The sequence below is a fragment of the Paracoccus shanxieyensis genome (genome assembly GCF_009711265.1).
Lineage (GTDB): Bacteria > Pseudomonadota > Alphaproteobacteria > Rhodobacterales > Rhodobacteraceae > Paracoccus > Paracoccus shanxieyensis.
This window is the reverse complement of record NZ_WMII01000011.1, coordinates 25,819-51,349: the sequence shown is the minus strand read 5'-3', so window position 1 is coordinate 51,349 and position 25,531 is coordinate 25,819. Positions and strand designations below refer to the sequence as shown.

General features: G+C 64.9%; 23 protein-coding genes and 1 tRNA gene. 13 read left to right on the top strand and 11 right to left on the bottom strand.

Annotation, left to right across the window (positions count from 1 at the left end):
• Positions 1-25 precede the first annotated feature (25 nt).
• The 6 genes from lptF (at position 26) to rsmA (ending at position 7,912) form a co-directional block, all read left to right on the top strand.
• Positions 26-1,186, top strand: coding sequence for an LPS export ABC transporter permease LptF (gene lptF, locus GL284_RS12590; protein WP_155044984.1), 1,161 nt, complete (start codon positions 26-28; stop codon positions 1,184-1,186).
• Positions 1,183-2,304, top strand: coding sequence for an LPS export ABC transporter permease LptG (lptG, locus tag GL284_RS12585; protein ID WP_155044983.1), 1,122 nt, complete (start codon positions 1,183-1,185; stop codon positions 2,302-2,304). Before lptF ends, lptG begins: the two co-directional genes overlap by 4 nt.
• Positions 2,305-2,306: 2 nt before the next feature.
• Complete coding sequence (locus tag GL284_RS12580; protein WP_155044982.1) at positions 2,307-4,703, top strand: LPS-assembly protein LptD; 2,397 nt, start codon at positions 2,307-2,309, stop codon at positions 4,701-4,703.
• 34 nt (positions 4,704-4,737) lie between these two features.
• The gene (locus tag GL284_RS12575) at positions 4,738-6,024 is read left to right on the top strand and encodes a peptidylprolyl isomerase (protein WP_155044981.1); all 1,287 of its coding nucleotides are present in this window, start codon (positions 4,738-4,740) and stop codon (positions 6,022-6,024) included.
• A 74-nt stretch (positions 6,025-6,098) separates the two neighbouring features.
• Positions 6,099-7,067: a 4-hydroxythreonine-4-phosphate dehydrogenase PdxA gene (gene pdxA / locus GL284_RS12570; RefSeq protein WP_155044980.1), complete on the top strand. Its 969-nt coding sequence runs from the start codon at positions 6,099-6,101 to the stop codon at positions 7,065-7,067.
• Positions 7,064-7,912 carry a 16S rRNA (adenine(1518)-N(6)/adenine(1519)-N(6))-dimethyltransferase RsmA gene (rsmA, locus tag GL284_RS12565; RefSeq protein WP_155044979.1) on the top strand — a complete coding sequence of 283 codons (849 nt, stop codon included), beginning with the start codon at positions 7,064-7,066 and terminating at the stop codon, positions 7,910-7,912. The genes pdxA and rsmA overlap by 4 nt, the downstream gene beginning before the upstream one ends.
• Before the next feature lie 8 nt (positions 7,913-7,920).
• Here the strand turns inward: rsmA and GL284_RS12560 are convergent, their stop codons facing one another.
• The 4 genes from GL284_RS12560 to GL284_RS12545 all read right to left on the bottom strand — a co-directional run bounded on the left by GL284_RS12560 (position 7,921) and on the right by GL284_RS12545 (position 11,706).
• Complete coding sequence (locus tag GL284_RS12560; protein WP_155044978.1) at positions 7,921-8,838, bottom strand: DUF4167 domain-containing protein; 918 nt, start codon at positions 8,836-8,838, stop codon at positions 7,921-7,923.
• Between the two features lie 233 nt (positions 8,839-9,071).
• Positions 9,072-9,929, bottom strand: a complete 858-nt coding sequence (gene prmC, locus GL284_RS12555; RefSeq protein WP_155044977.1) for a peptide chain release factor N(5)-glutamine methyltransferase — start codon at positions 9,927-9,929, stop codon at positions 9,072-9,074.
• Positions 9,926-10,981 (bottom strand): peptide chain release factor 1, encoded by a 1,056-nt coding sequence (gene prfA / locus GL284_RS12550; protein WP_155044976.1) that lies wholly within the window; start codon positions 10,979-10,981, stop codon positions 9,926-9,928. The genes prmC and prfA overlap by 4 nt, the downstream gene beginning before the upstream one ends.
• A gap of 140 nt (positions 10,982-11,121) precedes the next feature.
• Positions 11,122-11,706 (bottom strand): YceI family protein, encoded by a 585-nt coding sequence (locus GL284_RS12545; RefSeq protein ID WP_155044975.1) that lies wholly within the window; start codon positions 11,704-11,706, stop codon positions 11,122-11,124.
• 303 nt (positions 11,707-12,009) lie between these two features.
• On the opposite strand from GL284_RS12545, the gene rpsF reads away from it, so the two are divergent.
• The 6 genes from rpsF to GL284_RS12515 all read left to right on the top strand — a co-directional run bounded on the left by rpsF (position 12,010) and on the right by GL284_RS12515 (position 17,419).
• On the top strand, positions 12,010-12,453 hold the full coding sequence (gene rpsF / locus GL284_RS12540) for a 30S ribosomal protein S6 (protein WP_155045080.1): 444 nt from the start codon (positions 12,010-12,012) through the stop codon (positions 12,451-12,453).
• A 17-nt stretch (positions 12,454-12,470) separates the two neighbouring features.
• Positions 12,471-12,698, top strand: a complete 228-nt coding sequence (gene rpsR, locus GL284_RS12535) for a 30S ribosomal protein S18 (protein WP_155044974.1) — start codon at positions 12,471-12,473, stop codon at positions 12,696-12,698.
• A gap of 12 nt (positions 12,699-12,710) precedes the next feature.
• Complete coding sequence (rplI, locus tag GL284_RS12530; protein WP_155044973.1) at positions 12,711-13,292, top strand: 50S ribosomal protein L9; 582 nt, start codon at positions 12,711-12,713, stop codon at positions 13,290-13,292.
• A 145-nt stretch (positions 13,293-13,437) separates the two neighbouring features.
• On the top strand, positions 13,438-14,247 hold the full coding sequence (locus GL284_RS12525; protein WP_155044972.1) for a hypothetical protein: 810 nt from the start codon (positions 13,438-13,440) through the stop codon (positions 14,245-14,247).
• A gap of 133 nt (positions 14,248-14,380) precedes the next feature.
• Complete coding sequence (locus tag GL284_RS12520) at positions 14,381-16,540, top strand: glycoside hydrolase family 16 protein (protein ID WP_155044971.1); 2,160 nt, start codon at positions 14,381-14,383, stop codon at positions 16,538-16,540.
• Between the two features lie 96 nt (positions 16,541-16,636).
• Positions 16,637-17,419: a 5'-nucleotidase, lipoprotein e(P4) family gene (locus GL284_RS12515; RefSeq protein WP_230383056.1), complete on the top strand. Its 783-nt coding sequence runs from the start codon at positions 16,637-16,639 to the stop codon at positions 17,417-17,419.
• 195 nt (positions 17,420-17,614) lie between these two features.
• Here the strand turns inward: GL284_RS12515 and GL284_RS12510 are convergent.
• Positions 17,615-17,690: transfer RNA gene (locus tag GL284_RS12510), tRNA-Ala, on the bottom strand.
• A gap of 327 nt (positions 17,691-18,017) precedes the next feature.
• Between GL284_RS12510 and tig the strand changes: the two genes are divergently transcribed.
• Positions 18,018-19,352, top strand: coding sequence for a trigger factor (gene tig, locus GL284_RS12505; RefSeq protein WP_155044970.1), 1,335 nt, complete (start codon positions 18,018-18,020; stop codon positions 19,350-19,352).
• Positions 19,353-19,498: 146 nt separating this feature from the next.
• Here the strand turns inward: tig and GL284_RS12500 are convergent, their stop codons facing one another.
• From GL284_RS12500 to GL284_RS12475, 6 genes are all read right to left on the bottom strand, one after another.
• Positions 19,499-20,674, bottom strand: coding sequence for a calcium-binding protein (locus GL284_RS12500; RefSeq protein ID WP_155044969.1), 1,176 nt, complete (start codon positions 20,672-20,674; stop codon positions 19,499-19,501).
• A 1,184-nt stretch (positions 20,675-21,858) separates the two neighbouring features.
• Positions 21,859-22,056, bottom strand: coding sequence for a hypothetical protein (locus GL284_RS12495; protein ID WP_155044968.1), 198 nt, complete (start codon positions 22,054-22,056; stop codon positions 21,859-21,861).
• A gap of 150 nt (positions 22,057-22,206) precedes the next feature.
• On the bottom strand, positions 22,207-23,004 hold the full coding sequence (locus GL284_RS12490) for a glycoside hydrolase family 108 protein (protein WP_155044967.1): 798 nt from the start codon (positions 23,002-23,004) through the stop codon (positions 22,207-22,209).
• Complete coding sequence (locus GL284_RS12485) at positions 23,001-23,435, bottom strand: hypothetical protein (RefSeq protein ID WP_155044966.1); 435 nt, start codon at positions 23,433-23,435, stop codon at positions 23,001-23,003. The genes GL284_RS12490 and GL284_RS12485 overlap by 4 nt, the downstream gene beginning before the upstream one ends.
• Positions 23,435-23,617, bottom strand: a complete 183-nt coding sequence (locus GL284_RS12480; RefSeq protein WP_155044965.1) for a hypothetical protein — start codon at positions 23,615-23,617, stop codon at positions 23,435-23,437. Before GL284_RS12480 ends, GL284_RS12485 begins: the two co-directional genes overlap by 1 nt.
• An 8-nt stretch (positions 23,618-23,625) precedes the next feature.
• A complete protein-coding gene (locus tag GL284_RS12475) occupies positions 23,626-25,518 on the bottom strand; it encodes a hypothetical protein (RefSeq protein WP_155044964.1) in 1,893 nt (630 codons plus the stop codon).
• Positions 25,519-25,531 lie beyond the last annotated feature (13 nt).

Here is a 25,531-nt window from a genome sequence, read left to right as displayed (position 1 = left end):
CATTCAGCCCTTGGCGAAGGCACCCATGCCCCGGATCGACCGCTATATCCTGTCCCAGCTCCTGACATTGTTCGGGTTCTTCGGGCTGGTGCTTGTCTCGGTCTATTGGATCAACCGGGCAGTTTCGCTGTTCGAGCAGCTGATCTCGGATGGGCAGACCGCGCTGGTGGTGCTGGAATTCACCGCGCTGACGCTGCCCTTGGTGATTTCGGTGGTGCTGCCCATCGCGGCATTCGCGGCCAGCGCCTATGGCACGAACCGGCTGGCCTCGGAATCCGAACTGGTGGCGATGCAGGCCGCGGGCGTCTCGCCCTGGCGGCTGGCGCGGCCGGTGCTGATGTTCGGCGTCGTCGTCGCGCTGATGGTGGCGCTGCTGGTCCATGCGCTGGTGCCTTTGGCCCGCGCCCGCCTGACCGACCGGCAGGCCGAGATCGCGCAGAACGTCACCGCGCAATTCCTGCGGGCGGGCACATTTCAATACCCTGTGGATGGCGTCACGCTGTATATCCGCGACATCGCGCCCGATGGCCGCCTGCTGGATTTCTTTCTTGAGGACGCGCGCAATCCCACGAACCAGACGACCTATACCGCGACCGAGGCGCTGGTGGTGCGCACCGATGCCGGGCCGCGTCTGGTGATGATGCAGGGCATGGCGCAGAACCTGCGCGGGGCCAGCGGCCAGCAGCGCCTGTCGGTCACGCGCTTCGACGAACTGGCCTATGACATGACATCGCTGGTCAGCAGCGACGGCAACCGCAAGCGCGACATCCGCGCCTATTCGACATGGCGGCTGCTGCGCCCGGATGCCGAACTGATGGCCGCCACCGGCTCGACCCCCGACAAGGCGCGGGCCGAGGCGCATGAGCGGCTGTCGAAACCGCTGCAGGCCCCGGTCGCGGCGCTTCTGGGCTTTGCCATGCTGCTGCTGGGCGGCTTCAGCCGGTTCGGGGTCTGGCGACAGGTGATCTGGGCGGTCATGGCGCTGATCTTCGTGCAATTCCTGCAGACGGCTGCGGAAAATCAGGTGGCGCAGGATGCCGGGCGCTGGCCGCTGATCTATCTGCCCTCGGCCATTGGCGGGCTGATCTGCGCGGGCGTTCTGTGGCTTGCGGCCCGGCCCCGGCGGCTGCGGGGCGGCACGACCGCCACAGACGCCGCCGCCGCCCCAACCGAGGGACAGCCATGATCCTGTCCGCCTATGTCGCGCGCCGCTTTTTGCGGCTGTTCCTGATGATCGCCGCCATCTTTGCGGCCATCCTGTTCCTGATCGACATCGTCGAGCAGATCCGCCGCTTTTCCGATGAAGGCATCGGCCTGACCGGCGCGGCGGGGCTGTCGGCGCTGAACATCACCAGCGCGTTCTATTCCATCCTGCCGCTGATTACCGTGCTGTCGGGGATCGCGCTGTTTCTGAACCTGTCGCGCAGTTCCGAACTGGTGGCGATCCGGGCCTCGGGCCGGTCTGGCCTGCGGGTGCTGGCAGCGCCTGCGGTCACGGCGGCGCTGGTGGGTGTCGTCTGCGTGGCCGTCCTGAACCCGATGGTCGCCGCCACCGCCAAACGCTATGACGCCGCCGTGGCCCGCATCCAAAGCGATGGCGGCCAGACCGTCAGTCTGGGCGAGGATGCCGTCTGGCTGCGTCAGGCGCTGCGCACCCGCGATGCCCAAGGCCATGAGACGCTGGGGCAGGTCGTGATCCGCGCCAGCCGCGCCAGCCCGGATGCGACCACGCTTTACGACGCGACCTTCATGATCTTTGCGCCCGATCAGGGCCCCGCCCGACGCATCGACGCCGCCGAGGCGCGGCTGGCCGATGGCGCGTGGCAATTGCGCCGCGTCAAGGAATGGCCGCTGACCGAGGTCAACCCGGAAGCCATGGCCCGCAGCTTCGATTCGCTGGACCTGCCCACCGATCTGACCGCCGCCCGCATCCGCGACAGCTTCGGCCGCCCCGAGGCGATCCCGATCTGGCAACTTCCCGCCTTTATCAAGGGGCTGGAGCGCGCGGGCTTTTCGGCGCAGCGCCACAAGGTCTGGTTCCAGATGGAACTGGCCCGGCCGCTGCTGATGGCCGCGATGATCGCGATTGCCGCCGCCTTCACCATGCGGCACATGCGCGGGCGGAAAATGGGCATGCTGGTCCTGGGCGCGTTCGGCTGCGGCATCGGTCTGTTCTTCCTGCGCAATCTGACGCAGGTCTTGGGTGAAAATGGCGGCATTCCTCCGGCACTGGCCGGATGGGCGCCGCCCATCGTGGCGCTGCTCTTCGCCTTTGGGGCATTGCTGCGGCTGGAGGACGGCTAGGAATGGCGGCGGGCAAGATGAATTTCGCATGGCGTGTGGCGGCCCTGACGGCCGCGACCGCGCTGATCGCACCAGCCGCCGCGCTGGCGCAAAGCCTGACCGCCGACGGCCAGACGCTGCCGGTCTATACACAGGATGGCGACGGTTTTCTGACCGGCGCGGGTGCGGCCCCGGCTTTGGCGCCCACCGAAAACCTTGACGGCAACGAACGCTTTGCCGACGGGACCGAGGCCTCGCATACGCCCGCCGTTTCGTCGGGCGGATCGGGCGTCGCGATTGCGCCCAGCCCCCGGATCGACAGCCCCGATCAGGGCAGCCCCGCGACACTGCTGGCCGATCAGGTCACGCTGTCGGCGGATGACAAGCTGACGGCATCGGGCGGTGTGGTGATCTGGTATCGCGGCGCGCGACTGGTCGCGTCGCGCGTGGTCTATGACAACCGGACCGGCGGCGCGGTGATCGAAGGGCCGATCCACCTGACCGAACCCGCCATGCGCGACCAGCGCGATGAAACCATCGTGATCGCCGACAGCGCCCAGCTTGATCCGAACCTGCAGGACGGCATCCTGCGCGGTGCGCGGCTGGTCCTTGCCCGCGAGATGCAGCTTGCCGCCCGCCAGATGGAGCGTCGCGACAATGGCCGCATCACCACGATGCAGAATGTGGTCGCCTCAAGCTGTCAGGTCTGCGCCAGCAATCCCGTGCCGCTGTGGGAAATCCGCGCCCGCTCGATCACCCATGACGCCGAAACCCGGCAATTGCATTTCGACCAGCCGCAGCTTCGCGCCTTTGGCGTGCCGGTGGCCAGCCTGCCCTGGCTGACCGCGCCCGACCCGACCGTGGACCGCATGACGGGCTTTTTGCGCCCGCAATTCCGCACGACCTCGGGGCTGGGGCTGGGCATCAAGCTGCCCTATTTCATCACGCTGGGCGATCACGCCGACCTGACGGTGACGCCCTATGTCTCGGCCTCGCGCACAAGAACGCTGGAACTGCGCTATCGGCAGGCCGTCCGCAATGGCGCGATGGAATGGAACGGCGCGCTGAGCCGCGACGACATCCAGCAAGGCGACACGCGCGGCTATCTGTTCGGCGCGGCCCGGTTCGAACTGCCGCGCGGCTATCAGCTGGGCATTCAGTTGCAGATGGCGACCAACCGCGCCTATCTGCTGGATTACGATATCAGCGATGCCGACCGGCTGTGGAGCGGCATCACGCTGGACCGCGTGCGCCGCGACCGGATGCTGACCGCGCGCATCGGCAATTACGAATCGCTGCGCGACGACGAACCCGACGACATCACGCCCTCGGTCGTGGCCGATGCGCTGTGGCAGCGCCGCTGGAGCCCGGACCGCATCGGCGGCATCGCCGAGCTGGAATGGTCGCTGCATGCGCATCGCCGGTCCTCGGGGCAGGATGTGCTGGGGCGCGACATGGCGCGCGGCTCGGTCGCGGTGGGCTGGCGGCGCAATGAGATCCTGCCCTTGGGCATGCTGGGGGCGGTGGAGACGCGGCTGAATGCCGATTTCTACAACATCAATCAGGACAGCAATTACGAGGAATGGGTCGCCCGCGCCGATCCGACCATCGCCACGGAACTGCGCTGGCCCTTTGCCCGCCACACCAATGGTGTGACCCATATCGTCGAGCCGGTGGCCCAGATCATCTGGTCGCCCGAGCGTGACGCCGAGGACGAGGTCCCGAACGAGGACAGCTATCTGATCGAATTCGACGAGGGCAATCTGTATTCGCTGAACCGCTTTCCCGGCTGGGACGCGCGCGAATCGGGGTTGCGGGCCAATCTGGGGCTGGGCTGGACCCGGATCGACCCGGCGGGCTGGTCGGTCGGTCTGACCGCCGGGCGCGTGCTGCGGTCGCGCACGGATGATGCGTTCGGAAACAGCGGGCCGCTGGCGGGCAAAAGCTCGGACTGGTTGCTGTCGGCGAATTATCAGGGCTCGAACGGGCTGGCGATCGTCAATCGGGCGCTGTTCGATGACAGCTTTTCGGTCAGCCGCAACGAATTGCGGCTGGGCTGGCTGAAGCCGGGGCTGCAACTTTCGGCAGGCTATCTGTGGCTGGATTCCGACGAGGGCGAAGACCGGCCGCAGAACGTTTCGGAACTGACCACGGTGGCGGGCTGGCAGATCCGCGACGGCTGGTGGGCCACCGCCGAGACGCGCTACGATTTCAGCGCCGACCGCGCGCAGAAGGCCGAGCTGGGGCTGGAATATCGCAATGAATGCGTGACCGTGGAAATGGCCGTGAAGCGCCGCTTCAGCGACAGCGACAATCTGCGCGCCGATACCAGTTTCGATCTGGGCATCCGGCTGGGCGGATTTGGCCGGCAGCAAAGCGACCCGCAGCGGACGGTGGCGCGCCGCGCATGCCTGCGCTAAGGTCGCGCGAAACGACAGGACGACGAGGCAGTTGATGCGGCAAATTCTTCTGGGGGCGGCAGCAGCCGCGATGCTGGCGGGCGTGGCGGCGGCTCCGATGCCGGGCCTTGGGCCGCAGGCGGCGCAGGCGCAATCGTCGAACCTGTTTCAGCCCGTGGTCTATGTGAACGACCGCGCCGTGACCCGCTATGAGGTCGAGCAGCGCATGCGCTTTCTGCAGATCCTGCGCGCGCCCGATACCAGCCGCGCCGCCGCCGAAAAGGAACTGATCGACGACCGGCTGCGCGCCTTTGCCGCGCGTCAGGTCGGGGTTTCGGCCAGCGAGGAACAGATCAATACCGGGCTGGAGGAATTTGCCGCCCGCGGCAATATGGGCGTCGATCAGTTCACGCAGATGCTGGGGCAAAGCGGTGTCGATCGCCAGACCTTCGAGGATTTCGTGACCTCGGGCATCGTGTGGCGCGAATTCATCCGGCAGCGCATCATCGGCATGGTCGATGTGTCGGATGCCGAGGTCGATCAGGAAATGCAGAAGATCGTCGAGACGCCGCGCGTCACCGCCGTGTCCCTGTCCGAACTGATCATCCCCGCGCCTGCCGGGCAGGAGGCGCAGGCCATGGCGCTGGCCGAGGACATCGTCGCCCGCACCCGCACCGAGGCCGATTTCGCCGCCTTCGCGCGCCAGCATTCGGCGACGCCCTCGGCGCAGAATGGCGGTCGTCTGCCGACCACCGCGCTGGCCAATCTGCCGCCTTCGTTGCGGCCGATCCTTCTGCAGATGCAGCCCGGCCAGATCAGCCAGCCCTTGCAGGTGCAAGGCGCGGTCGTGCTGTTCTTCCTGCGCGACACGCAAGGCACGCTGCGCCCCGGCGCGCGCGAGCAGGTGCTGGATTACATGCGCGTGCGTGTGGCCACCCCCGATGAGGCGGCCCGGCTGGCCGCGAGCTCGGACACATGCGACATGCTGAGCGCGAATACCAGCAGCCTGCCCGCCGACCGGATCACGCGGCAAACCCTGTCGCAGGGCCAGATCCCGACCGGCGAGGCGATCCGTCTGGCGGTGCTGGACAATAATGAAACCACCGTCATCAACTATGGCGGTGCGGTCGATCTGCTGATGCTGTGTTCGCGCCGCGGCGCGCTGGTCGCCAATCCGCCCGAGACCCCTGCCGCGCCCGAGGGGCAGGACGGCGCGCCCAATCCCGATGCGCTGCCGTCGCGCGATACGGTGCGCAACCAGATCTTCAACCGCAAGGTCGGCGCGGCGGCCGAGAACTATCTGGCCGAGCTGCGCGCGAACGCGATCATCCGCAGGCCGTAACGCTCCTGAACCGGTGCGGACCGGGGGCGCTTCGCCCCCCGGACCCCCCGAGGGTATTTGGAAAACAAGGACATATGAGCGCATCCCGCCCCATCCTTCTGACCTGCGGCGAACCTGCCGGGATCGGGCCCGAACTGGCACCGAAGGCGCTGGCCTCGGGCGTGCCTTTCGTCTTTCTGGGCGATCCCCGGCATCTGCCCGCAGGCACCGATTGGGTCGAGGTTTCGTCCCTTGACGAGGCCTTGCCACCGGGGCGGCTGGCGGTGCTGCGTCATGATTTCCCGGCCCCGGCCATTCCGGGCCAGCCCTGTCCCGCCAATGCGCAAGCGGTGATCGACGTGATTGCGCGGGCGGTGGATCATTGCGTCCGGGGTCAGGCGGGCGGCATTTGCACGCTGCCGATCAACAAGGAGGCGCTGAAGCGCGGCGCCGGGTTCGGCTTTCCCGGTCATACCGAATATCTGGCGCATCTGGCAGGCGATGTGCCGGTCGTCATGATGCTGGCCTCGACCAGTGTTCAGCCGCCGTGTCGCGTCGTGCCGGTCACCATTCATGTCGCCCTGTCCGACGTGCCGGGGCTGTTCACGCCTGCCGCGCTGGAGCAGGCGATCCGCATCACCGACGCGGCCTTGCGGCGCGATTTCGGGCTGGCCGCGCCGCGCATTGCCGTTTCGGGGCTGAACCCCCATGCCGGGGAAAACGGCGTCATGGGACATGAGGAAACCGACTGGATGGTGGCATTGGTGGCCCGGCTGCGGGCCGAGGGGTTTGATCTGGCCGGGCCCCTGCCCGCCGATACGATGTTTCATCCCGCCGCGCGGGCGCGCTATGACGCGGCGCTGTGTGCCTATCACGATCAGGCGCTGATCCCGATCAAGACGCTGGATTTCTCGGCTGGGGTCAATGTGACGCTGGGCCTGCCTTTCGTGCGCACCTCGCCCGATCATGGCACGGCGTTCGACATCGCGGGTCAGGGCATTGCCGATGCCGACAGCGTGATTGCGGCACTGCGCATGGCGCATGACATGGCGGCGCGGCGATGAGTGCGATCGACGGGCTGCCGCCGCTGCGCGAGGTGATTGCGCGTCACGAACTGCGCGCCAAGAAGCAGCTGGGCCAGAACTTTCTGCTGGACCTGAACCTGACCGCCAAGATCGCGCGGGCGGCGGGCGATCTGACCGGCTGCGACGTGATCGAGGTCGGCCCCGGTCCCGGCGGTCTGACCCGTGGCTTGCTGGCCGAGGGCGCGCGGCATGTGCTGGCCATCGAAAAGGACGCCCGCGCCCTGCCCGCGCTGGCCGAGATAGCCGAATTCTATCCGGGTCGCCTGCATGTCATCAATGGCGACGCGCTGGAGATCGACCCTTTGGCGCATCTGACGCCGCCGATCCGCATCGTGGCAAACCTGCCTTATAACGTCGGCACGGAACTGCTGATCCGCTGGCTGACCCCTGCCGAATGGCCGCCTTTCTGGCAGTCGCTGACGCTGATGTTTCAGAAGGAAGTGGCCGAACGCATCGTGGCAAAGCCCGGCGGCAAGGCCTATGGGCGGCTGGCGGTGCTGGCGCAGTGGCGCTCGGACGCGAAGATCGTGATGACATTGCCGCCCGAGGCCTTCGTGCCTGCGCCGAAGATCCATTCCGCCGTGGTGCATCTGACCGCCCTGCCCGAGCCGCGCTTTCCGGCAGATGCGAAGGTGCTGAACCGTGTCGTCGCCGCCGGGTTCAACCAGCGGCGCAAGATGTTGCGGGCGTCCTTGAAGGGGCTGCATCCGCAGATCGAGGATCTGCTGACCGAGGCAGGCATCGCGCCGACCGCGCGGGCCGAGGAAATCGGGCTTGAGGAGTTCTGCGCGCTGGCGCGGCTTCTTGCCGCCGCGCCGCGCTGATTTCAGGCTTATTCGCCCGAGGCTTTTTCCGCAGCAGGCTGATCGCCTTCGGCGGCGGGCTTGCGACGGGTGCGCGGCGCGCGGGGCGCGGCACCGGCTGCCGCCGGGCTGCGGGTGCGGCGACGCTTGGGCGCGTCATCGCTTGCAGGCTCAAAGCTTTCGGCTGCGCCGTCCAGCGCGGCATCGCCCAGCGGCAGTTCCGGTGCGGCCGGTGCGGGTGCAGCTGGTGCGGGCGCGGCTTCCGGCGCGACCGTCTCGGGCGTGTCGACCGGACCTGCCGAGACGTCGGTGGCGATCACGGGCGGAAGGCCCTGATCGGCTGCGACAGGCTCGGCGCGCGGGGCACGCGGCTGGTCGTCGCGGCGATCGTTCTGGCGATTTTCGTCGCCCCGGTCATCGCGGCGGAAATCGCGACGGTCCTGCCGATTGTCGTTGCGGTTGTCGTCGCGACGGTTCTGCTGATCGCGGCGGTTATCGTCCCGACGGTTGTCATCGCGGCGGTTGTCGTCACGGCGGTGGCCGTTTTCGTCGCGATCCTGACGCGGCGCGTGTTGCTGGCCGCCATTATTCTGGCCGCCATTGTTTTGACCGCCATTATTGTGGCTGCCATCGCCGTGCTGGCCGGTGTCGTCGCGGTCGTCGTCGCGGTGAAAGCCGTTCTGGCTTTGCCGTTCGGCCTGTTCGCGCTGCGCCTCGCCCAGCATACGGGTGTAGTGTTCGGCGTGTTGCAAGAAGCTTTGTTCCGCCACGCGGTCATTGGAAAGCTGCGCATCGCGGGCGAGCGTCAGGTATTTTTCAATGATCTGCTGTGGCGTGCCACGCACCTTGCCCTCGGGGCCCGAGGAATCGAAGACGCGGTTGACGACATTGCCCAGCGTGCGCTGGCGGTTCGACTTGTTACGCGAACGGGATTTGGATGATCTCATCAGCTTGTTGTCAATTCGTGGTCAGGCTAGATGCCCGGCTCTGGTTAGGGTCATATCGTGCAGCGGATGCCAGTTCGGGATCGGCCGATCAGGCCCGTTTGCCCCGTGTTACCAGTTTGCGGCTGAATGTAACTGACCCGTGCGTGGGCGGTGCGCCCCCGTCACATCTGCCACTAAGCATCCTGCGCCGGCGCTGACAAGCGGAAAGTTAGCATATGGCACGAAAACCGCGATTATCCGCGGGCGTCATGCGGTTTGCGGCACCATACCACGCGGTCGCGACCGTCCAGATCCTGAAGCGTGGCGATGTCGACAAATCCGGCCTGCTGCATCAGCCCGGACACGGCTGCAGCCTGCGTCGGGCCGATTTCCACCATCAGCCGCCCGCCGGGGCGCAGATGCCGCGGCGCGCCTGCGCAGATCGCGCGATAGGCGGCCAGACCGTCGCCGCCATCGGTCAGCGCCAGATGCGGCTCCCAATCGCGGACCTCGGGTGAAAGCGCAGCCATTTCATCCAGCGCGATATAAGGCGGGTTCGAGACAATCAGCGCAAAACATTCATTCAGATTGGAAAACCAGTCGGACAGCAGAAACTCCGCCTGCACGCCGATCCGCGCGGCATTGGCTTTCGCGACACTCAACGCGGCGGGCGAGATATCGGTCGCCACCCCGCGCACGCCCGGTCGTTCGGCCAGAAGCGAGATCAGGATCGCGCCGGTGCCCGTGCCCATGTCCAGCGCGCTCTCGAAGGGCTCGGCCAATGCGGCTTCGACCAGCAGCTCGGTTTCCGGGCGCGGGTCCAGTGTGTCGCGGGTGACGTGGAAATCATGGTTCCAAAACGCCCGGCGCCCGATGATCTGGCTGACCGGCTGGCGGTCCAGACGCGCGGCCACCGCCTGCCGAAACAGATCCGCGACCTGTGGCGGCACCTCGGCTTGCAGATGTTCGCGCAAGGCATGCCGCGGAACGGCCTGCCCCGTGGCATGCAGCGCATGCAGAAACAGCGCCTGCGCATCGCCCGCGGCGGCGTCGATCCCGGCTTCAAGAAACTGCGCTTCGGCCATGCGGCACAGCGCGCGGCCCGTGGTCATACGCCCTCGGCGGCCAGTCGGGCGGCCTGATCATGGGCGATCAGCGCGTCGGTGATCTCGGCCAGATCGCCCGCGATGATGCGGTCCAGCGCATATAGTGTCAGGCCGATGCGGTGATCGGTCATGCGGCCCTGCGGGAAATTATAGGTGCGGATCCGTTCCGAGCGGTCGCCCGAGCCGACCTGCGACTTGCGATCCGCCGCGCGTTCGGCATCGGCGCGCGAGCGTTCCATATCGTAAAGCCGCGCCCGCAGCACCGCCATCGCATTGGCGCGGTTCTGGTGCTGCGACTTTTCCGAGCTTGTGACGATGATCCCGGTCGGCAGGTGGGTGATGCGCACGGCGGAATCGGTGGTGTTGACGTGCTGGCCGCCCGCGCCCGAGGCGCGCATGGTGTCGATGCGGATGTCGCTGGTCGGGATGTCAATATCGACCTCGGCAGCTTCGGGCAGCACGGCGACGGTGGCGGCGCTGGTATGGATGCGGCCGCCGGATTCGGTTTCGGGCACGCGCTGCACGCGATGCACGCCGGACTCGTATTTCAGCCGGGCAAAGACCCCCTCGCCCTCGATCCGGGCCATGGCTTCGCGCACCCCGCCCAGTTCGGATTCCGAAAGCTCCAGCAGCTGAAAATTCCAGCCGTTGGATTCGGAGAACCGACGATACATGTTCAGCAGATCGCCTGCGAACAGCGCGGCCTCATCGCCGCCGGTGCCGGGGCGGATTTCAAGAATGGCCGGGCGGGCATCGGCGGCGTCCTTGGGCAGCAGCGCCAGACGCAGCCGGTGTTCCAGATCGGGCAAGGACTGGCGCAGGCGCGACAGCTCATCCTCGGCCAGTTCGCGCATCTCTGGGTCGGCCAGCATGGCCTGCGCCTCGGCAATGCCGTCCTGCGCCGCGCGCCATTCGCCGATCTGCGCGACGACCGGCTTCAGATCGGCATATTCGCGACTGATAGCGGCAATTTCATCCGCCGCCGGGCCGGCATTCAGCCGCGCCTCGAGAAACTCGAAACGCTGGACGATCTGGAAAAGGCGGTCTTCGGGCAGCATCAGGCGGGATTATCCCCGATGCCCCGCGCCCGCAATGGCGTTTCGTCGCCCTGCGCCATCAAACATCCCCGGCCCAGAACGGAAAGCGAAACGGAAAAAGGCCCCCGAAACGGGGGCCTTCGCAGCAGGTCAGACGCCGATCATTCGGCTTTCGTGGCCTCGATGCTGATGGTGATTTCGACCTCATCGCTGACCGCCGGGGCGAACTGGCCCAGGTTGAACTCGGTGCGCTTGATCTCGGTCTCGGCGTCGAAACCTGCGACTTCCTTGCCGCTCATCGGGTGGTTGGCGATCTGCTTCAGATCCACGTCCAGCACGACGGTCTTGGTCACGCCGTTCATCGTCAGATCGCCGGTGACCTTGGCTTCGTCCTTGTCGTCATCGACATCGACAGCGGTCGATTTGAAGGTGGCGACGGCCGCGCCCTTGTCGGTGTTGAAGAAATCCTTGCCGAACAGATGCTCGTCCAGCTCGGCTGCGACCGAATGCAGGCCCGACATCGGAATGGTGGCTTCGACGGTCGAGGCGTCGGGATTTTCCGCGTCCAGAACCAGCGTGCCGGTCACGCCATTGATGATCCCGGTCGAGGTCGAGAAGCCCATATGGGTGTATTGGAACACCACCTGGCTGTGCGAGGGATCGAAGTTATAAGTGACAGGCGCCGCCATGGCCGCGCCAGCGCCAAAGGTGGTGGCCAGAACAAGGGGAAGGACGATGCGTTTCATCTGGATCTCCTGGATTGGATGCGTCGGGCAAAACTTGGTCAGGAATTGTGACAAGAGCAATAACCGATTGCCTTGTTTTGCCTGACAATTTCGTGTTTCCTCCTGATGCGGAAACAGTATCGCCGCAGCGGCGAAACTGCGCCCCCGCCGATCGGTCCGGCCGGGCGTTTTCCCTTGCAATCGCGGGCAATGCCGCTATAAGGCCGCATCCTTCCGCAAATGCGAAACCGGCGCAGCCTCTCGTGGCGGGGCGCGGAGGGTGTTGTCCCGCCGTTGAAATGCGCCTTGAAAAAGGTAACAGTCATGCCGCTTTACGAGCATGTGCTGATCGCCCGTCAGGACCTGTCGAATACGCAGGCCGAAGGGCTGATCGAACATTTTTCGACCGTTCTTGCCGATAACGGTGGCAAGGTCGTCGAAAACGAATATTGGGGTGTCCGCACCCTCGCCTACAAGATCAACAAGAACCGCAAAGGCCATTACGCCTTCCTGCGTTCGGACGCGCCTTCGGCCGCCGTGCAGGAAATGGAGCGTCTGGCCCGCCTGCATGACGATGTCATGCGCGTGCTGACCATCAAGGTCGAAGAGCACAAGGAAGGCCCCTCGATCCAGATGCAGAAGCGCGACGAGCGCGAGCGTGGGGATCGTGGCGACCGCGGTGATCGTGGCGAGCGTCGCGACCGTGACGGCGACCGTGGTGATCGTGGCGAGCGCCGCGAGCGTCGCGACCGCGACGACCGGAACTGAGGGAAAGGACGCATATCATGGCAAACAAACCCTTCTTCCGCCGCCGCAAGGTCTGCCCGTTCTCGGGCGAGAACGCACCCGCGATCGACTATAAAGACACGCGTCTGCTGCAGCGTTACGTTTCGGAACGCGGCAAGATCGTGCCGTCGCGCATCACCGCCGTCTCGGCAAAGAAGCAGCGTGAACTGGCCCGCGCCATCAAGCGCGCCCGCTTCCTTGCCCTGCTTCCCTATGCCGTGAAGTAAGGAGAGACGAACATGCAAGTCATCCTGCTGGAACGTGTGGCCAAGCTGGGCCAGATGGGCGAAGTGGTCAAAGTCAAAGACGGCTTTGCCCGCAACTTCCTGTTGCCGCAAGGCAAGGCGATGCGCGCCTCGGACGCCAACATCAAGGCGTTTGAAGAGCGCAAGGCCGACCTGGCGTCGCGCAACGACGAAACCCGTGCAGAAGCTCAGGCTCAGGCCGAAAAGCTGGACGGTCAGTCCTTCGTCATCATCCGCTCGGCGTCGGACGCCGGTGCGCTTTACGGTTCGGTCACCCCGCGTGACGCCGCTGAAGCCGCCGCTGCCGAAGGCTTCGCGATCGAACGCCGTCAGGTCGTTCTGACCGCGCCGATCAAGGACCTGGGCCTGCACGAAGTGCGCGTCCACCTGCACCCGGAAGTCGATGCGACGATCACGCTGAACGTCGCGCGTTCGACCGAGGAAGCCGAGCTGCAAGCTTCGGGCAAATCGATCCAGGAACTGGCTGCGGAAGAAGAAGCCGCTGCCGAGTTCGAGATTGCGGAACTCTTCGACGAGATCGGCTCGGCCGGTCGCGACGACGACGACGCGAACTGATCGACCGCACCCGCGAACAAGGAAGACGCGCCGGATTTCCGGCGCGTCTTTCGTTTTGCCGCAGGGCGTGTGACAGCGGATTGCGGGGAACATTTCCGGTCGGATCGGGGTTGATCGAGCGATGCGCCTTGAAAGGACCAGAGTGATGAGCGACCCGCACGACAACCTGCCCCATGACGATCTGGACCCGCCTTTGTCCGAGGCCGATGTCACCAGCCAGACCCGCTTCGGTCCGCGCCCCGTCCCCAAAGGCCACCGCCGCCTGCATGAGACGCCGCAGATGCGCCGCATCCCGCCGCATGGCAATGTGTCCCCCGATGGCCGCAAGGTCTGGCCCCGCCCGTCGAAATCGGCGAAATGGCTGGTCTGGGGCGGCACGGCGCTGACCGCCGCCGCGCTGACCGCCGGTGCGGTGATTGCCGGCAGGCAGGTCGCGCAGATGCTGTCCGATGACAAGCCGCGCCCGTCCCTGCCGCCCGTCAGACCCCAATCGGCCATGCAGCCCGCCATGCCGCAGCGCCGCCCGACGGCCCCGCCCTCGGCGCATTGGGACCGGCCCGGCGATCAGCCGCCGCGCCGCCGCAAAAAGCCACGCCCGCGCCTGATCGACGACATTCAGGACAACAGCGCCACGCTGAACCGCAGCGTCGATGGCGTCATGCGCTCGCTCGGTTCGGCGATATCCGGGTTCCGCACGGTGGCCGCACAGGCAGGCAGCATCATGCGCGAATTCAGCGACGCCGCAGATCTGGTGCGCGGCGTGATGGGCCATACTGAGCAACCCCAGCGCCGCCCCCGCAAGGCCCCGTCGCAGCGCCCGGCGCATCCCTCGCCCAAGGATCCCTCGGATTATGCGCAGCGCCACGGTGCGCCCATGCCAGATCTGCATGACGATCCCGCGCCGCAGGATCCGCCCTATGATCCCGTGCCAAAGCGCCGCACGCATCGGCTTTAGCGCGCCTTGAGCCTGCGGCAGGGCACGTTAAGCTGCATATCGTATCAGCAAGGTCTGCCGGGTCGAACGCCCGGCTTTCCTTTGCAGGTAAACCCGTCCGACACTCCTGAGACGGGTTCAAGGAGATTGCGGTATGTTCATGATTGCGTTTTCAAAAAATCCGACCGCCCCGGCGATTTCACTGCTTGTCGCGCTGGCTGGAAGCACCGCCCATGCCCAGCAGCAAAGCCCTCAGCCGCCCGATCTGTCGGGCTTTGAGCTGATCTTTCGCGACGATTTCGATGCGGCTGGCCTGAACGCCTATCGCAATGGCAAGGGGCTCTGGTCCACATCCTCGCGCCGGGACGACATCATGACCAACGGGCCGAAATCCGTGTTTCTGTCAGATGCGACGACGACGCAGGATGGCGGGCCGGTCGGCATCGACCCCCTGCGCCTTGCGGATGGCCGGCTGCGGATCGGCGCGGGGGTGATTCCTGACGACAAGCGCGCGCTGGTGCAAAGCGCGCTGGCCAATGTCGGGCGCAGCGATCAGGCGGACAAGGTTCGATACTATACCGGCATGGTCTCGCTGGCCGATACATGGGCACAGGCCTATGGCTATTATGAGATCACAGCCCGCATCCCCGAAGGCAAGGGGCATTGGCCGGCCTTCTGGCTGGCGCCCGCAGGTATCGGCTGGCCGCCCGAGATCGACATTTTCGAGGCCTATAGCCGGGGCGTCGGTGGCCGCCCGACCCCGAATGACGACAAATTCTCGGTCGCGTCGTTCTTTGACCGGCTGGATCTGCAGGGCAACCCGACGCAGGCGGTGGATTTCACCAATCCCTTCGATCTGGACGCGGACGGCAATCCCGCCGCACCCATGGTCAAGACCCATCAACAGGGCGAGCAGTTCATCTTTCAGGACATCGTCAACGCCCGGCAGAAATTCGGCGCCGACATGCATGCCGAAGACTGGACGTGGGCCGCGGCGTGGACGCCCGAAAAGATCACCTTCTATTTCGGGCGCGACCACGATTCGCTGATCCCGTTTTACAGCACGCCCGTGCCGCCCGATCTGACCACGCCGATGTATGTCATCATCAACGACCAGATCAGCTCGCATTGGGGCTGGGATCCGGTGCGCGGTCTGGACCATCTGACCTTTGCCGATGGCAATGAATTCAGCATCGAGTCGGTTTCAGTCTATGCTCTGCATCCGGATCGCGAATTGCGCGGCGAAGGCGATGGCGCGACGATCATCGACGATACGCGGGCCTCGCGGATCAGCGGCACGGACGGCCGCGACGTGATCGTGACCGGCGGCGGCGCGGGGCAGGATTTCGTCGCGCTGGGTGGCGGGGCGGATGTGCTGCATGTCATGCGCGGCACCGGCAATGTGATCGTGTCGGATTTCGGCAGCGACGATCATATCGTGCTGGAAGGCTTCCATTTCGACGGCCCGCAAGGCGCAATGGCCCGGCTGACGCAGGTCGGCGGGGATGTGTGGCTGGCGAATGGCGCCTATCCCGCCGATCCGCAGACCGTCATCTTCCGGAACACTCGGGTCGAGGATATCCGCCCCGAACAGCTTGTCGTCCGTTGGTCCGTGACGCCGGACCGCACTGCAAGCCTGACGGTATCGAACGAACCGCTTGCCGATGCGCAAGGCAGCGGCCATGTCCACGCCACCGCCCGCGACATGAAACTGACAGATGCCGGCAGCAGCGCTGAACAAGTCGTGCTGCAAGGCGATGCTGGCGATCAGGAATACCGCGTCTCGCGCAGGAACACGCAGATCGTCGAACAGCCGCAGGGCGGCGTCGACAGTGTGGTTGCCATGGCGGGCTTTGCCCTGCCCGCCAATGTCGAAAACATCACCGCGGCCCAAGGCGCGCGCGGGCTGGAACTGACCGGCAACGATCAGGACAACCGCATCGAAAGCAATGCCAAGGGCAACCGCCTGCGCGGCGGTCCGGGCAACGATCTGATCATCAGCCATGGCGGCCCCGACTGGATCGTGCATGCCGCAGGCGACGGCGACGACGTGGTCGAGGGCTTCACCCCCCAAAGCCGCATCCTGCTGGAAGGCCATCCCGCCACCGATCCGGCACAGATCATGGCGCGGTTGCACGCCGAGGGGGGTCAGGTGGTGCTGGATCTTGGCGCGGGCGGCTCGATCACGTTTCGGGACACGGTGCTGGCGGATTTCACACCGCAGAACTTTCTGCTGCGCAACAGCGGCGGGGATTGGGGTCAGGGTCAGGGCCTGCCCTTCCTCAGGCCCCAGCCTGCCGGCGTTCCGGAGTGACGCACCCTTGGTGCCCCGCCATGCCGTCCGCTTGACAAGCCGGTCGGCATCAACAAGCCTCGCGCCAATTATGACAAAAACATGACAGGGAAAAACATGCGACAGCTTTTGAAACCCGCGGTCGTCGTGGCCATGGGCGTGCTGACATCCCATGCCGCCACGGCGCAGGACGCACCGGCCGAGGCGGCTGCGGACACATGCCCCGTGCGCGAATTCGCCATGGGCTTGCGGTTCCAGCAGCAATCGGCCGAGGTCCGGGCGCTGCAATTGCAGGCCTTCAACATCGCCACGGAAAAGCTGGACGCGGCGGTCAAGGCTGCCGACGACCCCTCGAAACTGGCTGTGGTGACCGATCTGGACGAAACGGTCATCGACAATACCGCGCTTCTTGCCCGCGATCTGGACGATTGCCACATGTATGATGCCTGGGACACCTGGCTGCCATGGGAACGCGACGGCAAGCCCACGCTGATTCCCGGCGCGAAAGAGTTTCTGGACCACGCAAACGGCCTTGGCGTGGCGATCCGCTATATCTCGGACCGGGCGGATGAGCAGAAGTCGCATACGCTTGCCACCTTGACCCAGCTTGGCCTGCCGCAGGTCAGCGAGGAAAACGTCCTGCTGCTGGGCCCACCCAAAGTCGAGCGTCGCGCCATCGTCAGCGCCGATCATCAGATCGTGCTGCTGATCGGCGACACGCTGCATGATTTCGACGCCCGCTTCAGAAAGACGCCGCTGGACGACCAGAAGCGCACGGTCGCCGAGGAAAGCGCGAAATGGGGCACCGAATGGATCGTGCTGCCCAATGCAAGCTATGGCACATGGTCGAAGGCGCCGCTGTCCGAATGGGACGCCGCACCGGTGATCGAGGCGTGGTAAGCTAAGAGCAAGGGCTTCGGGCCAGATCGCGCAGGCGCGCCCCGCGCAGACGGTCCCGAAGCCCAATGCTGTGATCCCCGCGACCATGGCTTATCTGCGACGAGGCGCATCAGCGGCACAGGCCGCAGCGCTGTGCAAAACATGCAATCATCCCCGCAGTTTACGGGAAATTTTGCATGATTTTGTGAGATGATTTGGTGGAGCCAAGGGGAGTCGAACCCCTGACCTCTTGAATGCCATTCAAGCGCTCTACCAACTGAGCTATGGCCCCACCGGAGGTCCAGATGACGTTGCCGCCGTCTGCGTGGGGCGTCGTATATGGGGGGGGCCGGACGGGCGCAAGCGGAAAAATCACCATGCTGCCGAAATTTCTTCGCAAGCGATCTTAAGGGGTCCGGAATTGTCGCGTCCTTGCGCGACAGAGCGATGACAAACCCTGCGGCGAAAGCCGTTGGAACCAGCCTTCCTCCTTGCGAAGCCCGGCAAAATCCCATAGCTAGCGCGCTGAAACACGGCGGGGGGCCCGGGGTATTCTGCCCCGTGTCAACAGGGGCCAGCCGCCCCTTCCCCGCGGAACGCGATGGATGAAGGAACGCTCATGCAGGTCAAGGAAACCCAGAACGAAGGGCTGAAGCGCGGCTATCAATTCACTCTGCCGGCTGCCGATCTGGCGGCGCAGGTTGAAGCGAAGCTGAAAGAAGCCCAGCCCGAAGTCGAAATGAAGGGCTTCCGCAAGGGCAAGGTGCCGATGGCGCTGCTGAAAAAGCAGTTCGGCCCGCGCGTCATGGGCGATGCGATGCAGGAAGCCATCGACAGCGCGCTGAAAGGCCATCTGGAAACCTCGGGCGACCGTCCCGCCTTGCAGCCGAAGGTCGAGATGGTCGGCGGCGAAAGCTGGAAAGAGGGTGACGACCTTGTGGTCGATGTCACCTATGAAAACCTGCCCACGATTCCGGAAGCCGATCTTTCGGGCGTCGAGCTGGAGCGTCTGGTCGTCTCGGCCAGCGATGAGCAGGTGACCGAAGCGCTGGAGAATCTGGCCAAGAACGCCCAGTCCTTCGAGGACCGCAAGAAAGGCACCAAGTCCAAGGACGGCGATCAGGTCGTGATCGACTTCAAGGGCATGGTCGATGGCGAAGCCTTTGAAGGCGGCACCGCCGAGGATTACCCGCTGGTTCTGGGCTCGGGCAGCTTCATCCCCGGCTTTGAAGAGCAGCTGACCGGCGCGAAAGCCGGTGACGAAGTCAAGGTCGAGGTCAAGTTCCCCGAGGATTACGGCCATCCCGCCTTGGCGGGCAAGGACGCTGTCTTTGAAACCACGGTCAAGGCCGTGAAGGCGCCGAAAGCCGCCGAACTGGATGACGAGCTGGCCAAGAAATTCGGCGCTGACGATCTGGACGCGCTGAAAGGCCAGATCCGTGAGCGTCTGGAAGCCGAATACAAAGGTGCGTCGCGTCAGATCCTGAAGCGCGCCCTGCTGGACAAGCTGGATGCGCTGGTCAGCTTCGAGCTGCCGGAAGCTCTGGTCGAGGCGGAAGCCGGTCAGATCGCCCACCAGCTTTACCACGAAGAGCATCCCGAAGATCACGGCCATAACCATGGCGAGATCGAGCCGACCGATGAGCACAAGAAGCTGGCCGAACGCCGCGTGCGCCTTGGTCTGCTGCTGGCCGAGATCGGCCAGAAGAACGAAATCACCGTCTCGGATCAGGAAATGACCCAGGCCGTGATGAATCAGGCCCGCCAGTATCCGGGTCAGGAACGCGCGTTCTTCGAGTTCATCCAGCAGAACCCGCAAGCCCAGCAGCAGCTGCGCGCGCCGATCTTTGAAGACAAGGTCGTCGACCATATCGTCGAAGGCGCCAAGGTGTCGGACAAGAACGTCAGCAAGGAAGATCTGGAAAAGGCCATCGAGGCGCTGGACCAGCTTTAATTCTGACCGGCCCGTCCGGGGATCATGGGGCCGCTTCTTCGGAAGCGGCCCTTTTTCTTGCCTTGGTGTCAAGGCGATGGAAAAAGGGCCGCCCTTGCAGGCGGCCCTTCCGGCATCTCGGCACAGCCCCGCAGCGGGGCGGCGCATCAGATATAGTCGAAGATATGCGCCAGCAGGATCGTGTCGCTGCCCGCCGTCAGCAGCGTGCCTTGCGACTTTTCGACGACGTTATAGTGACGCCCGCCCAGATCCAGCACGTCCACGCGGGTGTCGAAGCCCAGAACGGTGTCGCTGCCATGGCCGGTGCGGAACACCAGCGTGTCGCGGTCGCCATCGCCCGGAGCGCGCGAGTTGAAGAAATCGCCATTGGCCGAGATCAGATCGTTGCCGCGCCCGCCAGTGATGGTGTCACGGCCTTCGCCGCCTTCCAGCGTGTCATTGCCGTTCGATCCGACCAGCCGGTCATCACCCCAGCGGGTATTGCCGTGGAAGCCCTTGCCACCGACGACCGAGGCTTTCGACCCGTCGATGACATCGCGGCCTTCATGGGTCCAGACCTGCTCCATCTCGAAGAAGCGCAGGCTCGAGGTGCCGCCGCCGATATTGGTGGTCGAGGTGCCCGCGAAGGAACCGGCGCCGTTGATCGCGGTGATGTTCACCGTAACGCCGGGGCCGTTTTCGCCATAGCCGTCCTTGATCCAGACGTTCATCATGTCATGACCGGCGCCGCCATAGATGGTGTCGTTGCCGACATTCTCTTGGAAGTTGCCCTGACCCCAGCGGATGTTGTCATCCCCGGCATCGCCATAGATCAGGTCGTTGCCGGTGCTGGACTGCACGAAGTCATTGCCGCCGCCCGCGCGGATCGTGTCATGGCCCGAGCCGCCATCGATGATGTCATCGACCGAGGTGCCGATGACGCTGTCATTGCCAGCGCCGGCATAGACGGTCAGGCCGTGCATCGGCGTGCCGTTATGGGCAGGCAGGATGCGGGCATTCGTCGCATCCAGCACGTCGTTGCCATTGCCCAGTTCGATCCGCTCGATGCCGGTAAATTTCAGGACACGGTTGCCTTGGGTGACGGTGCCGTCTTCGCTGGTGGTAAAGCGCACGCGCAGCGCAGCGCTGGTTTCGACCCGCAGATAATCGCCGCCGCTGCGGTCCATATAGGGGTTCGAGTCGTAGTTTTCGTTGGTATTGCCGCCGTTGAACGTGGCGTTTCCGGTATTCGGGTTCCAGATCATCAGGTCAGCGCCGCCTCCGGCATTGATTACCTGATTGGCATGGGTCGCGCGCAGTTGATCACTGTTATTGGTCGGCATTCAGATCTCCAGGACTGAGACAGGCGATCGGCATGGCAAAGCCATGCATCGACGCAGGGGCTGGTTTTGTCTTTTGGCGGACCGACCGGAAGTTGTTATATCGTACTCGTCGGTAAAGTGGTCGTCGCTGATCGTGAGGTAGCCGCAGCCCGAAACTTTTTCCATATTGTCGAAAATGACTGCGCGAGTTCTTGCCAGAGCGTGCGGGTTCTTGCCAATGCTGCAGGTGAAACCTGTTAGTTGGCGACAGCTTACGCGCGTAGATGGACGTTTGCGGCCTTAACGAAGCCCCGGTTTCAGCACACGCGCCAATTGTATGAAACCTCTGCGAACCTGACCCTGAAACAGGGCGTAACGAAGGTCTGGGCAGGCGCAAGATATCGGCGGTTTCGGAAATGAATTTTGTATATGTGCAAATGATCTGCGGCCAGCTGCATGGATGATTTTGCCGGATCATCCACACCGGGAAAGTTGGAATTCGCGGCCATTTCGGATGATCGGGACTTTGCCATATCCCACGCAAAGCTCGGCCGGGATCGGTCCATCCATGACGACAGAGTCATATCTTCGCATCCGATCCGGCCATAATACCTTTGGCAGATGCCGGTGCGGCCGCGGTTTCATGCGATGACGAATCGATTTTCGGCAATCAGGTGCCGCGTCCGAGAGAATCAGCCACAGCATCGGTCGGAATGGCCCCTGCCCGTCATCCGACAGGCGGTCGGGATGCCCTTGGCCCGCGACGCGGCGGCCCGCTGGCCGATCTGACAGCTTGGGCATCAGCCCCGCCAGGACCAGATTCGTCGCGACCACAACAGGCCTGCCGATGGAGCGCTTATCGCTGACGCGGCCCTGCGGTCCGTGTTGCGTGGCCGGTCAAGCCACCCACCACACGCGAACCAGACAGCTGCATCGGAAGCGGCCCTGAATTGACGCGAACCGAACGGCAGGCAACCGTAAACCTGTAAAACGGACTGTAAAATTGTGTCAGACCAGCCCGCTAACAAGGCCCGCGCGTCGAAGTTTTATCCATTTAAAACAACGTGGTGCGGGTAGAGGGACTTGAACCCCCACGCCTTGCGGCGCCAGAACCTAAATTTGACGAACCCCCCTAGTTATCAAGCGTCTAGCCTTATTTTTTGGCAGGACATGCTATGAACGAATCGGGAAAGTGCCAAACCCTGTCACCCGCACCCCGCCGCCATCTGATCCAGCACCAGCAACCCGGCCCGCTGGCTCTCCGGCCCGCCATCGCTCAGCAGCGCATCAGCCAGCCCTGCCCGGCTGCCCCGTGTGGCATCACAGATCGCGGGGCCACTTGCGGGCGTGCTGGCGCAGGCGCTCACGGACAGCATCAGCGTCAAGATCATCAGTCGTGACATCATCGATCCTCTCTCTGGTTTCGCGATACGCCGCGTCGTCTCGCGCCCGCGCCTCGGTGCGGCCCGAGGACCGGCCTCGGAGCCACGCGGCGGCAATGGCTGCCAGCGCGACGCCTAGGGCGGCGAGCCATGCCTGCAGCCGCCCCAGCATCACACACCCCGCTTCAAGGCACGGATCGCCACGAAGGCCCCGGCCATGAGGATCAGCCCCGCCAGCGCCCACGATAGCGGCCCGTTGCTGCTGGCCAGCGGGGTCACCAGCGTGCCGACAGCCGGGATCAGCGCGATCGGATCCTCCAGCACCTTGCCCAGCAGGTTCGTCGTGCGGATCTGGTCGTCGGTCGCCTTTTCGCCCTCTCCCGGCTTCTGCACCGTGATGACCGGCGCGGCGCGGCCCGCTGCCATGCCCATCGAGCGGTCCCGCACCGACTGCACGCGAGCGGCCCAGCCCTTTCCGAAGGTCGACCACGTTCTCAGTGATTTCAGAAAGGCAAGTCGACGGTCATTATATGCGCGGATCAACGCCGCCAGATCGGCCCGAGCCACAGCAGCAAGCGTCCGCGCCCCCATCACGCCGTCCTGATCCGTCCCAACGAGTTTCTGCAGCTCCTTGACCGCGCGGCTCGGCCCCGAGTTCACCGAGAAATCCCCCACCGAATAATCCAGACCAGCCGGCAGATCGTCGAACTTCACCGTGTCGAGGTATTGCTCAGCAACGATCTGATCGGCTTCCGCTTTCGTAATGTGATCGACAGCACGCGACTGGCGCTTCTTCGAGCGGAGCCATGCGTCATAGGTCTTTTGCGTGATGCCCTTATTAGTGCGCCCGCCCGGATCTTTCGGATGATCGACCAGCCCGCCTTCTGACATGCCGATCCATGCGATGACCTTCTCTCGATTCTCTCTCATCTCGTCCTCATGAAAAGGCCCGCGCGCGGCGGGCGTCATTTGCTCGGGCGGCTTCCGTCCATCCGGGTCACGATTTCCCGGATCAGCTTGATGTCGCCGGATTGGTCATTAATCGTCTGCCGAAGCTCGGCCACGGCCGCCGCAAGGTTGGTCGATCCCTGCTCCTGCACGGTCATGCGATAGGTCAGGTTGTCGATGACGCGGCTTTGCGCCTCGACCTGCTTCAACCGCTCATCGGTGCGCGCCCCGCTGGCGGCGATCTCCTGCGCCCGCTCACGGTGAAATTGCGCATGAGCCTCGCGCCAGCCCAGCACGTCGGTTTTCAGGGCTTCGAGATCGCGATTCGTCTCGGACACCTGCCCGCGAAACTCGCCGAAACCGACCGCGAGGCCGCAGGCCGTGATCGCGAACATCGCCAAGGCAATGACCGTGGTGACGTTCAATTCGTTCTTGAAGGCAGGCCGCCGCATCACCCTGCCTCGCTCACGTCGCGCGGGTCGGCGCCCGTTTCGTCCGCGGCAAAATCGACCTCGCCACGCGCCAGCGCCTCGGCCTGACGCTTGAAGGCGCACGCCGTGTCCACATGCGCGCCGGGGATCTGCGCGCCTTCCAGAAGCTGCAATGCCAGCGTGCCAAATGTCTTGTTGTCCATGGGTTTCCTCAAGCGACTCGGGCGAGCTTCACGACCTCGCCTTGAAGGGAAAGAACTTCGATGAATCCGTTGATCGTGTATGCGCCCTGCGTGGCGACGGTGCCGAACTGCACCCGCCCCGTGCCCTTCGATTGAAGCCGTAGGTTAATGTTGGCGTCGGGGCCCACAGCGGCGAGGATTGCGCCGCTTCCGGTCGGACCGTTGGTCGCCTGCAGGTAATTCACGCCGTTTGCGACATGCTGCGCGCGAAAGACCGCGCCGCCCGAGGCAAGGCTGTCGAACACCACGGCGTCATCTGCGAAAAACTGCCGCATCCGGTTCTGCGTCTGAGTCACGCGAGATGTGATGATGGCGGCAAGCCCGTTCGGCGTGTCTGGCGCATACCAGCCGATGTAATGGTTCCGCGCCAAGCTCATGGCCTCGCCCAGCCCATTATCTGCCGCGCTGCCATCTGTGCCGGTCAGCGCGTCAGCCGTAAAAACGATGCCGCTGTTCCATGCGTGCGTATTGCCGCCCTCGTTGTTGCGGATGATGATGTGCGCCGCGGTGCTAGGGTTCGTCGCCGCGCCGCCGAATGTCGCATCCCCGCCCGCGACCGCCCGGCTGGCGAAGGTGCCGTTTACGCGCTGATAAGGCCGATAGGTGGTATTCTGCTCGCTCTTGTTCTTGATCGCCCACTCGACGCCGTTGGCGTTTAGCGCGCCCGGCTCATGCTGGATCTCGGCGATATAGCCCCATGCCCGCCCGCCGGGCCGGTCATTGACCACCGCCGCGCCATGGGCGATGCCCGCCGCGCCACCGGGCAGGATCGCGGTCTGCACCACGTCGACGCTGCCGTATTGCCCCTGAGACCCCGCCTCGACGAGATGACTGGCGTTGACCGCCAGATAGGCCGGGGAGCTGGCTGGGGTCGAGAAGATCGACGTGCCGCCGTCGCCCGAGCCGGAGTTGCCAGCAAACGCCTGCGCCGCGCGGCCGACGAACACGCGATCCGGGATCCGGTTGACCTTGCCGCCAAGGTTCGTGGTGCGCTGCGTGGCAAAGGTGATCCGCCCGCTATCGGTCAGCCCGACCCACGGCGCGCGGGCGTCGACGTTGACAGCCACGGTCAGCGCGACAGGCGCCGAAACGGCATAGCGCACGGCTGGCGCGGGCAGGTGCATCTCGCCGCCGATGGCGTTGGCGATCACGAATTTCGGACGGTCATCCGTTACGCCGTCGCCTGCCGGCGCAAGCGCCCCGAACGACCACTGCCCGCCGCGCGGCACAATCTGCAGATGCGCACCGCTCGCGCTCACCAGATGTCCGCCCGAGGCCACCACATCGTAGCTGTAGCGTTCCGCCCGTGTCAGGACGCGCGATCCGATCGGCAGGGCGCGGGGCACATAAAGTAGATCGGCCAGATCGGCCACCGTATAGGACGCGGCCGCCTGTGCTTCTCGCGCCGCCTGCTCAGCCCTCAGCGCATATTGCGGCGCGTCCAGCGCGGCCTGCATGGCCTCCTCGCCGGTCAATTCCGATGACACCGGCAGGGTCAGCGCGCGGCTCTGGCGCTCGGCGATGTCTTGGATCTGCATGACCGCGAGGTCAAAGTCCCGCTCCGCCTGATCGGTCGGCACGCGGCCCTGCGCGTTGTAATCGCTGCGCTGGAGATTTGGCACGGCGCGGAGCAGATAGACCTGATCTCCAATCGCCAGACCAGAGGCCACAGCGACCGTGCCGTCGGTGGATCCGACCCCCGTGTGGGTGATCCCGGAGGTGATCTCGTCCTCGTCGAAGCCTCGCACTCGGATGACCCGCAAGTGGGCCGGGTCGAGCAGAAGAAAATCGCGGGGGAACACGCCGCTCGATCCGGTTGCAACGAAGGGCCCGCTTTTGTTCTTCGTCGATTCAACGGTCATCTGCGCCCATCCC

Excerpts from the sequence above, each read along its gene's own strand:
- lptF (WP_155044984.1), top strand. The coding sequence starts at position 26 with ATGCCCCGGATCGACCGCTATATCCTGTCCCAGCTCCTGACATTGTTC.
- lptG (WP_155044983.1), top strand. The coding sequence starts at position 1,183 with ATGATCCTGTCCGCCTATGTCGCGCGCCGCTTTTTGCGGCTGTTCCTG.
- GL284_RS12580 (WP_155044982.1), top strand. The coding sequence starts at position 2,307 with ATGGCGGCGGGCAAGATGAATTTCGCATGGCGTGTGGCGGCCCTGACG.
- GL284_RS12575 (WP_155044981.1), top strand. The coding sequence starts at position 4,738 with ATGCGGCAAATTCTTCTGGGGGCGGCAGCAGCCGCGATGCTGGCGGGC.
- pdxA (WP_155044980.1), top strand. The coding sequence starts at position 6,099 with ATGAGCGCATCCCGCCCCATCCTTCTGACCTGCGGCGAACCTGCCGGG.
- rsmA (WP_155044979.1), top strand. The coding sequence starts at position 7,064 with ATGAGTGCGATCGACGGGCTGCCGCCGCTGCGCGAGGTGATTGCGCGT.
- GL284_RS12560 (WP_155044978.1), bottom strand. The coding sequence starts at position 8,838 with ATGAGATCATCCAAATCCCGTTCGCGTAACAAGTCGAACCGCCAGCGC.
- prmC (WP_155044977.1), bottom strand. The coding sequence starts at position 9,929 with ATGACCACGGGCCGCGCGCTGTGCCGCATGGCCGAAGCGCAGTTTCTT.
- prfA (WP_155044976.1), bottom strand. The coding sequence starts at position 10,981 with ATGCTGCCCGAAGACCGCCTTTTCCAGATCGTCCAGCGTTTCGAGTTT.
- GL284_RS12545 (WP_155044975.1), bottom strand. The coding sequence starts at position 11,706 with ATGAAACGCATCGTCCTTCCCCTTGTTCTGGCCACCACCTTTGGCGCT.
- rpsF (WP_155045080.1), top strand. The coding sequence starts at position 12,010 with ATGCCGCTTTACGAGCATGTGCTGATCGCCCGTCAGGACCTGTCGAAT.
- rpsR (WP_155044974.1), top strand. The coding sequence starts at position 12,471 with ATGGCAAACAAACCCTTCTTCCGCCGCCGCAAGGTCTGCCCGTTCTCG.
- rplI (WP_155044973.1), top strand. The coding sequence starts at position 12,711 with ATGCAAGTCATCCTGCTGGAACGTGTGGCCAAGCTGGGCCAGATGGGC.
- GL284_RS12525 (WP_155044972.1), top strand. The coding sequence starts at position 13,438 with ATGAGCGACCCGCACGACAACCTGCCCCATGACGATCTGGACCCGCCT.
- GL284_RS12520 (WP_155044971.1), top strand. The coding sequence starts at position 14,381 with ATGTTCATGATTGCGTTTTCAAAAAATCCGACCGCCCCGGCGATTTCA.
- GL284_RS12515 (WP_230383056.1), top strand. The coding sequence starts at position 16,637 with ATGCGACAGCTTTTGAAACCCGCGGTCGTCGTGGCCATGGGCGTGCTG.
- tig (WP_155044970.1), top strand. The coding sequence starts at position 18,018 with ATGCAGGTCAAGGAAACCCAGAACGAAGGGCTGAAGCGCGGCTATCAA.
- GL284_RS12500 (WP_155044969.1), bottom strand. The coding sequence starts at position 20,674 with ATGCCGACCAATAACAGTGATCAACTGCGCGCGACCCATGCCAATCAG.
- GL284_RS12495 (WP_155044968.1), bottom strand. The coding sequence starts at position 22,056 with ATGTCACGACTGATGATCTTGACGCTGATGCTGTCCGTGAGCGCCTGC.
- GL284_RS12490 (WP_155044967.1), bottom strand. The coding sequence starts at position 23,004 with ATGACGCCCGCCGCGCGCGGGCCTTTTCATGAGGACGAGATGAGAGAG.
- GL284_RS12485 (WP_155044966.1), bottom strand. The coding sequence starts at position 23,435 with ATGCGGCGGCCTGCCTTCAAGAACGAATTGAACGTCACCACGGTCATT.
- GL284_RS12480 (WP_155044965.1), bottom strand. The coding sequence starts at position 23,617 with ATGGACAACAAGACATTTGGCACGCTGGCATTGCAGCTTCTGGAAGGC.
- GL284_RS12475 (WP_155044964.1), bottom strand. The coding sequence starts at position 25,518 with ATGACCGTTGAATCGACGAAGAACAAAAGCGGGCCCTTCGTTGCAACC.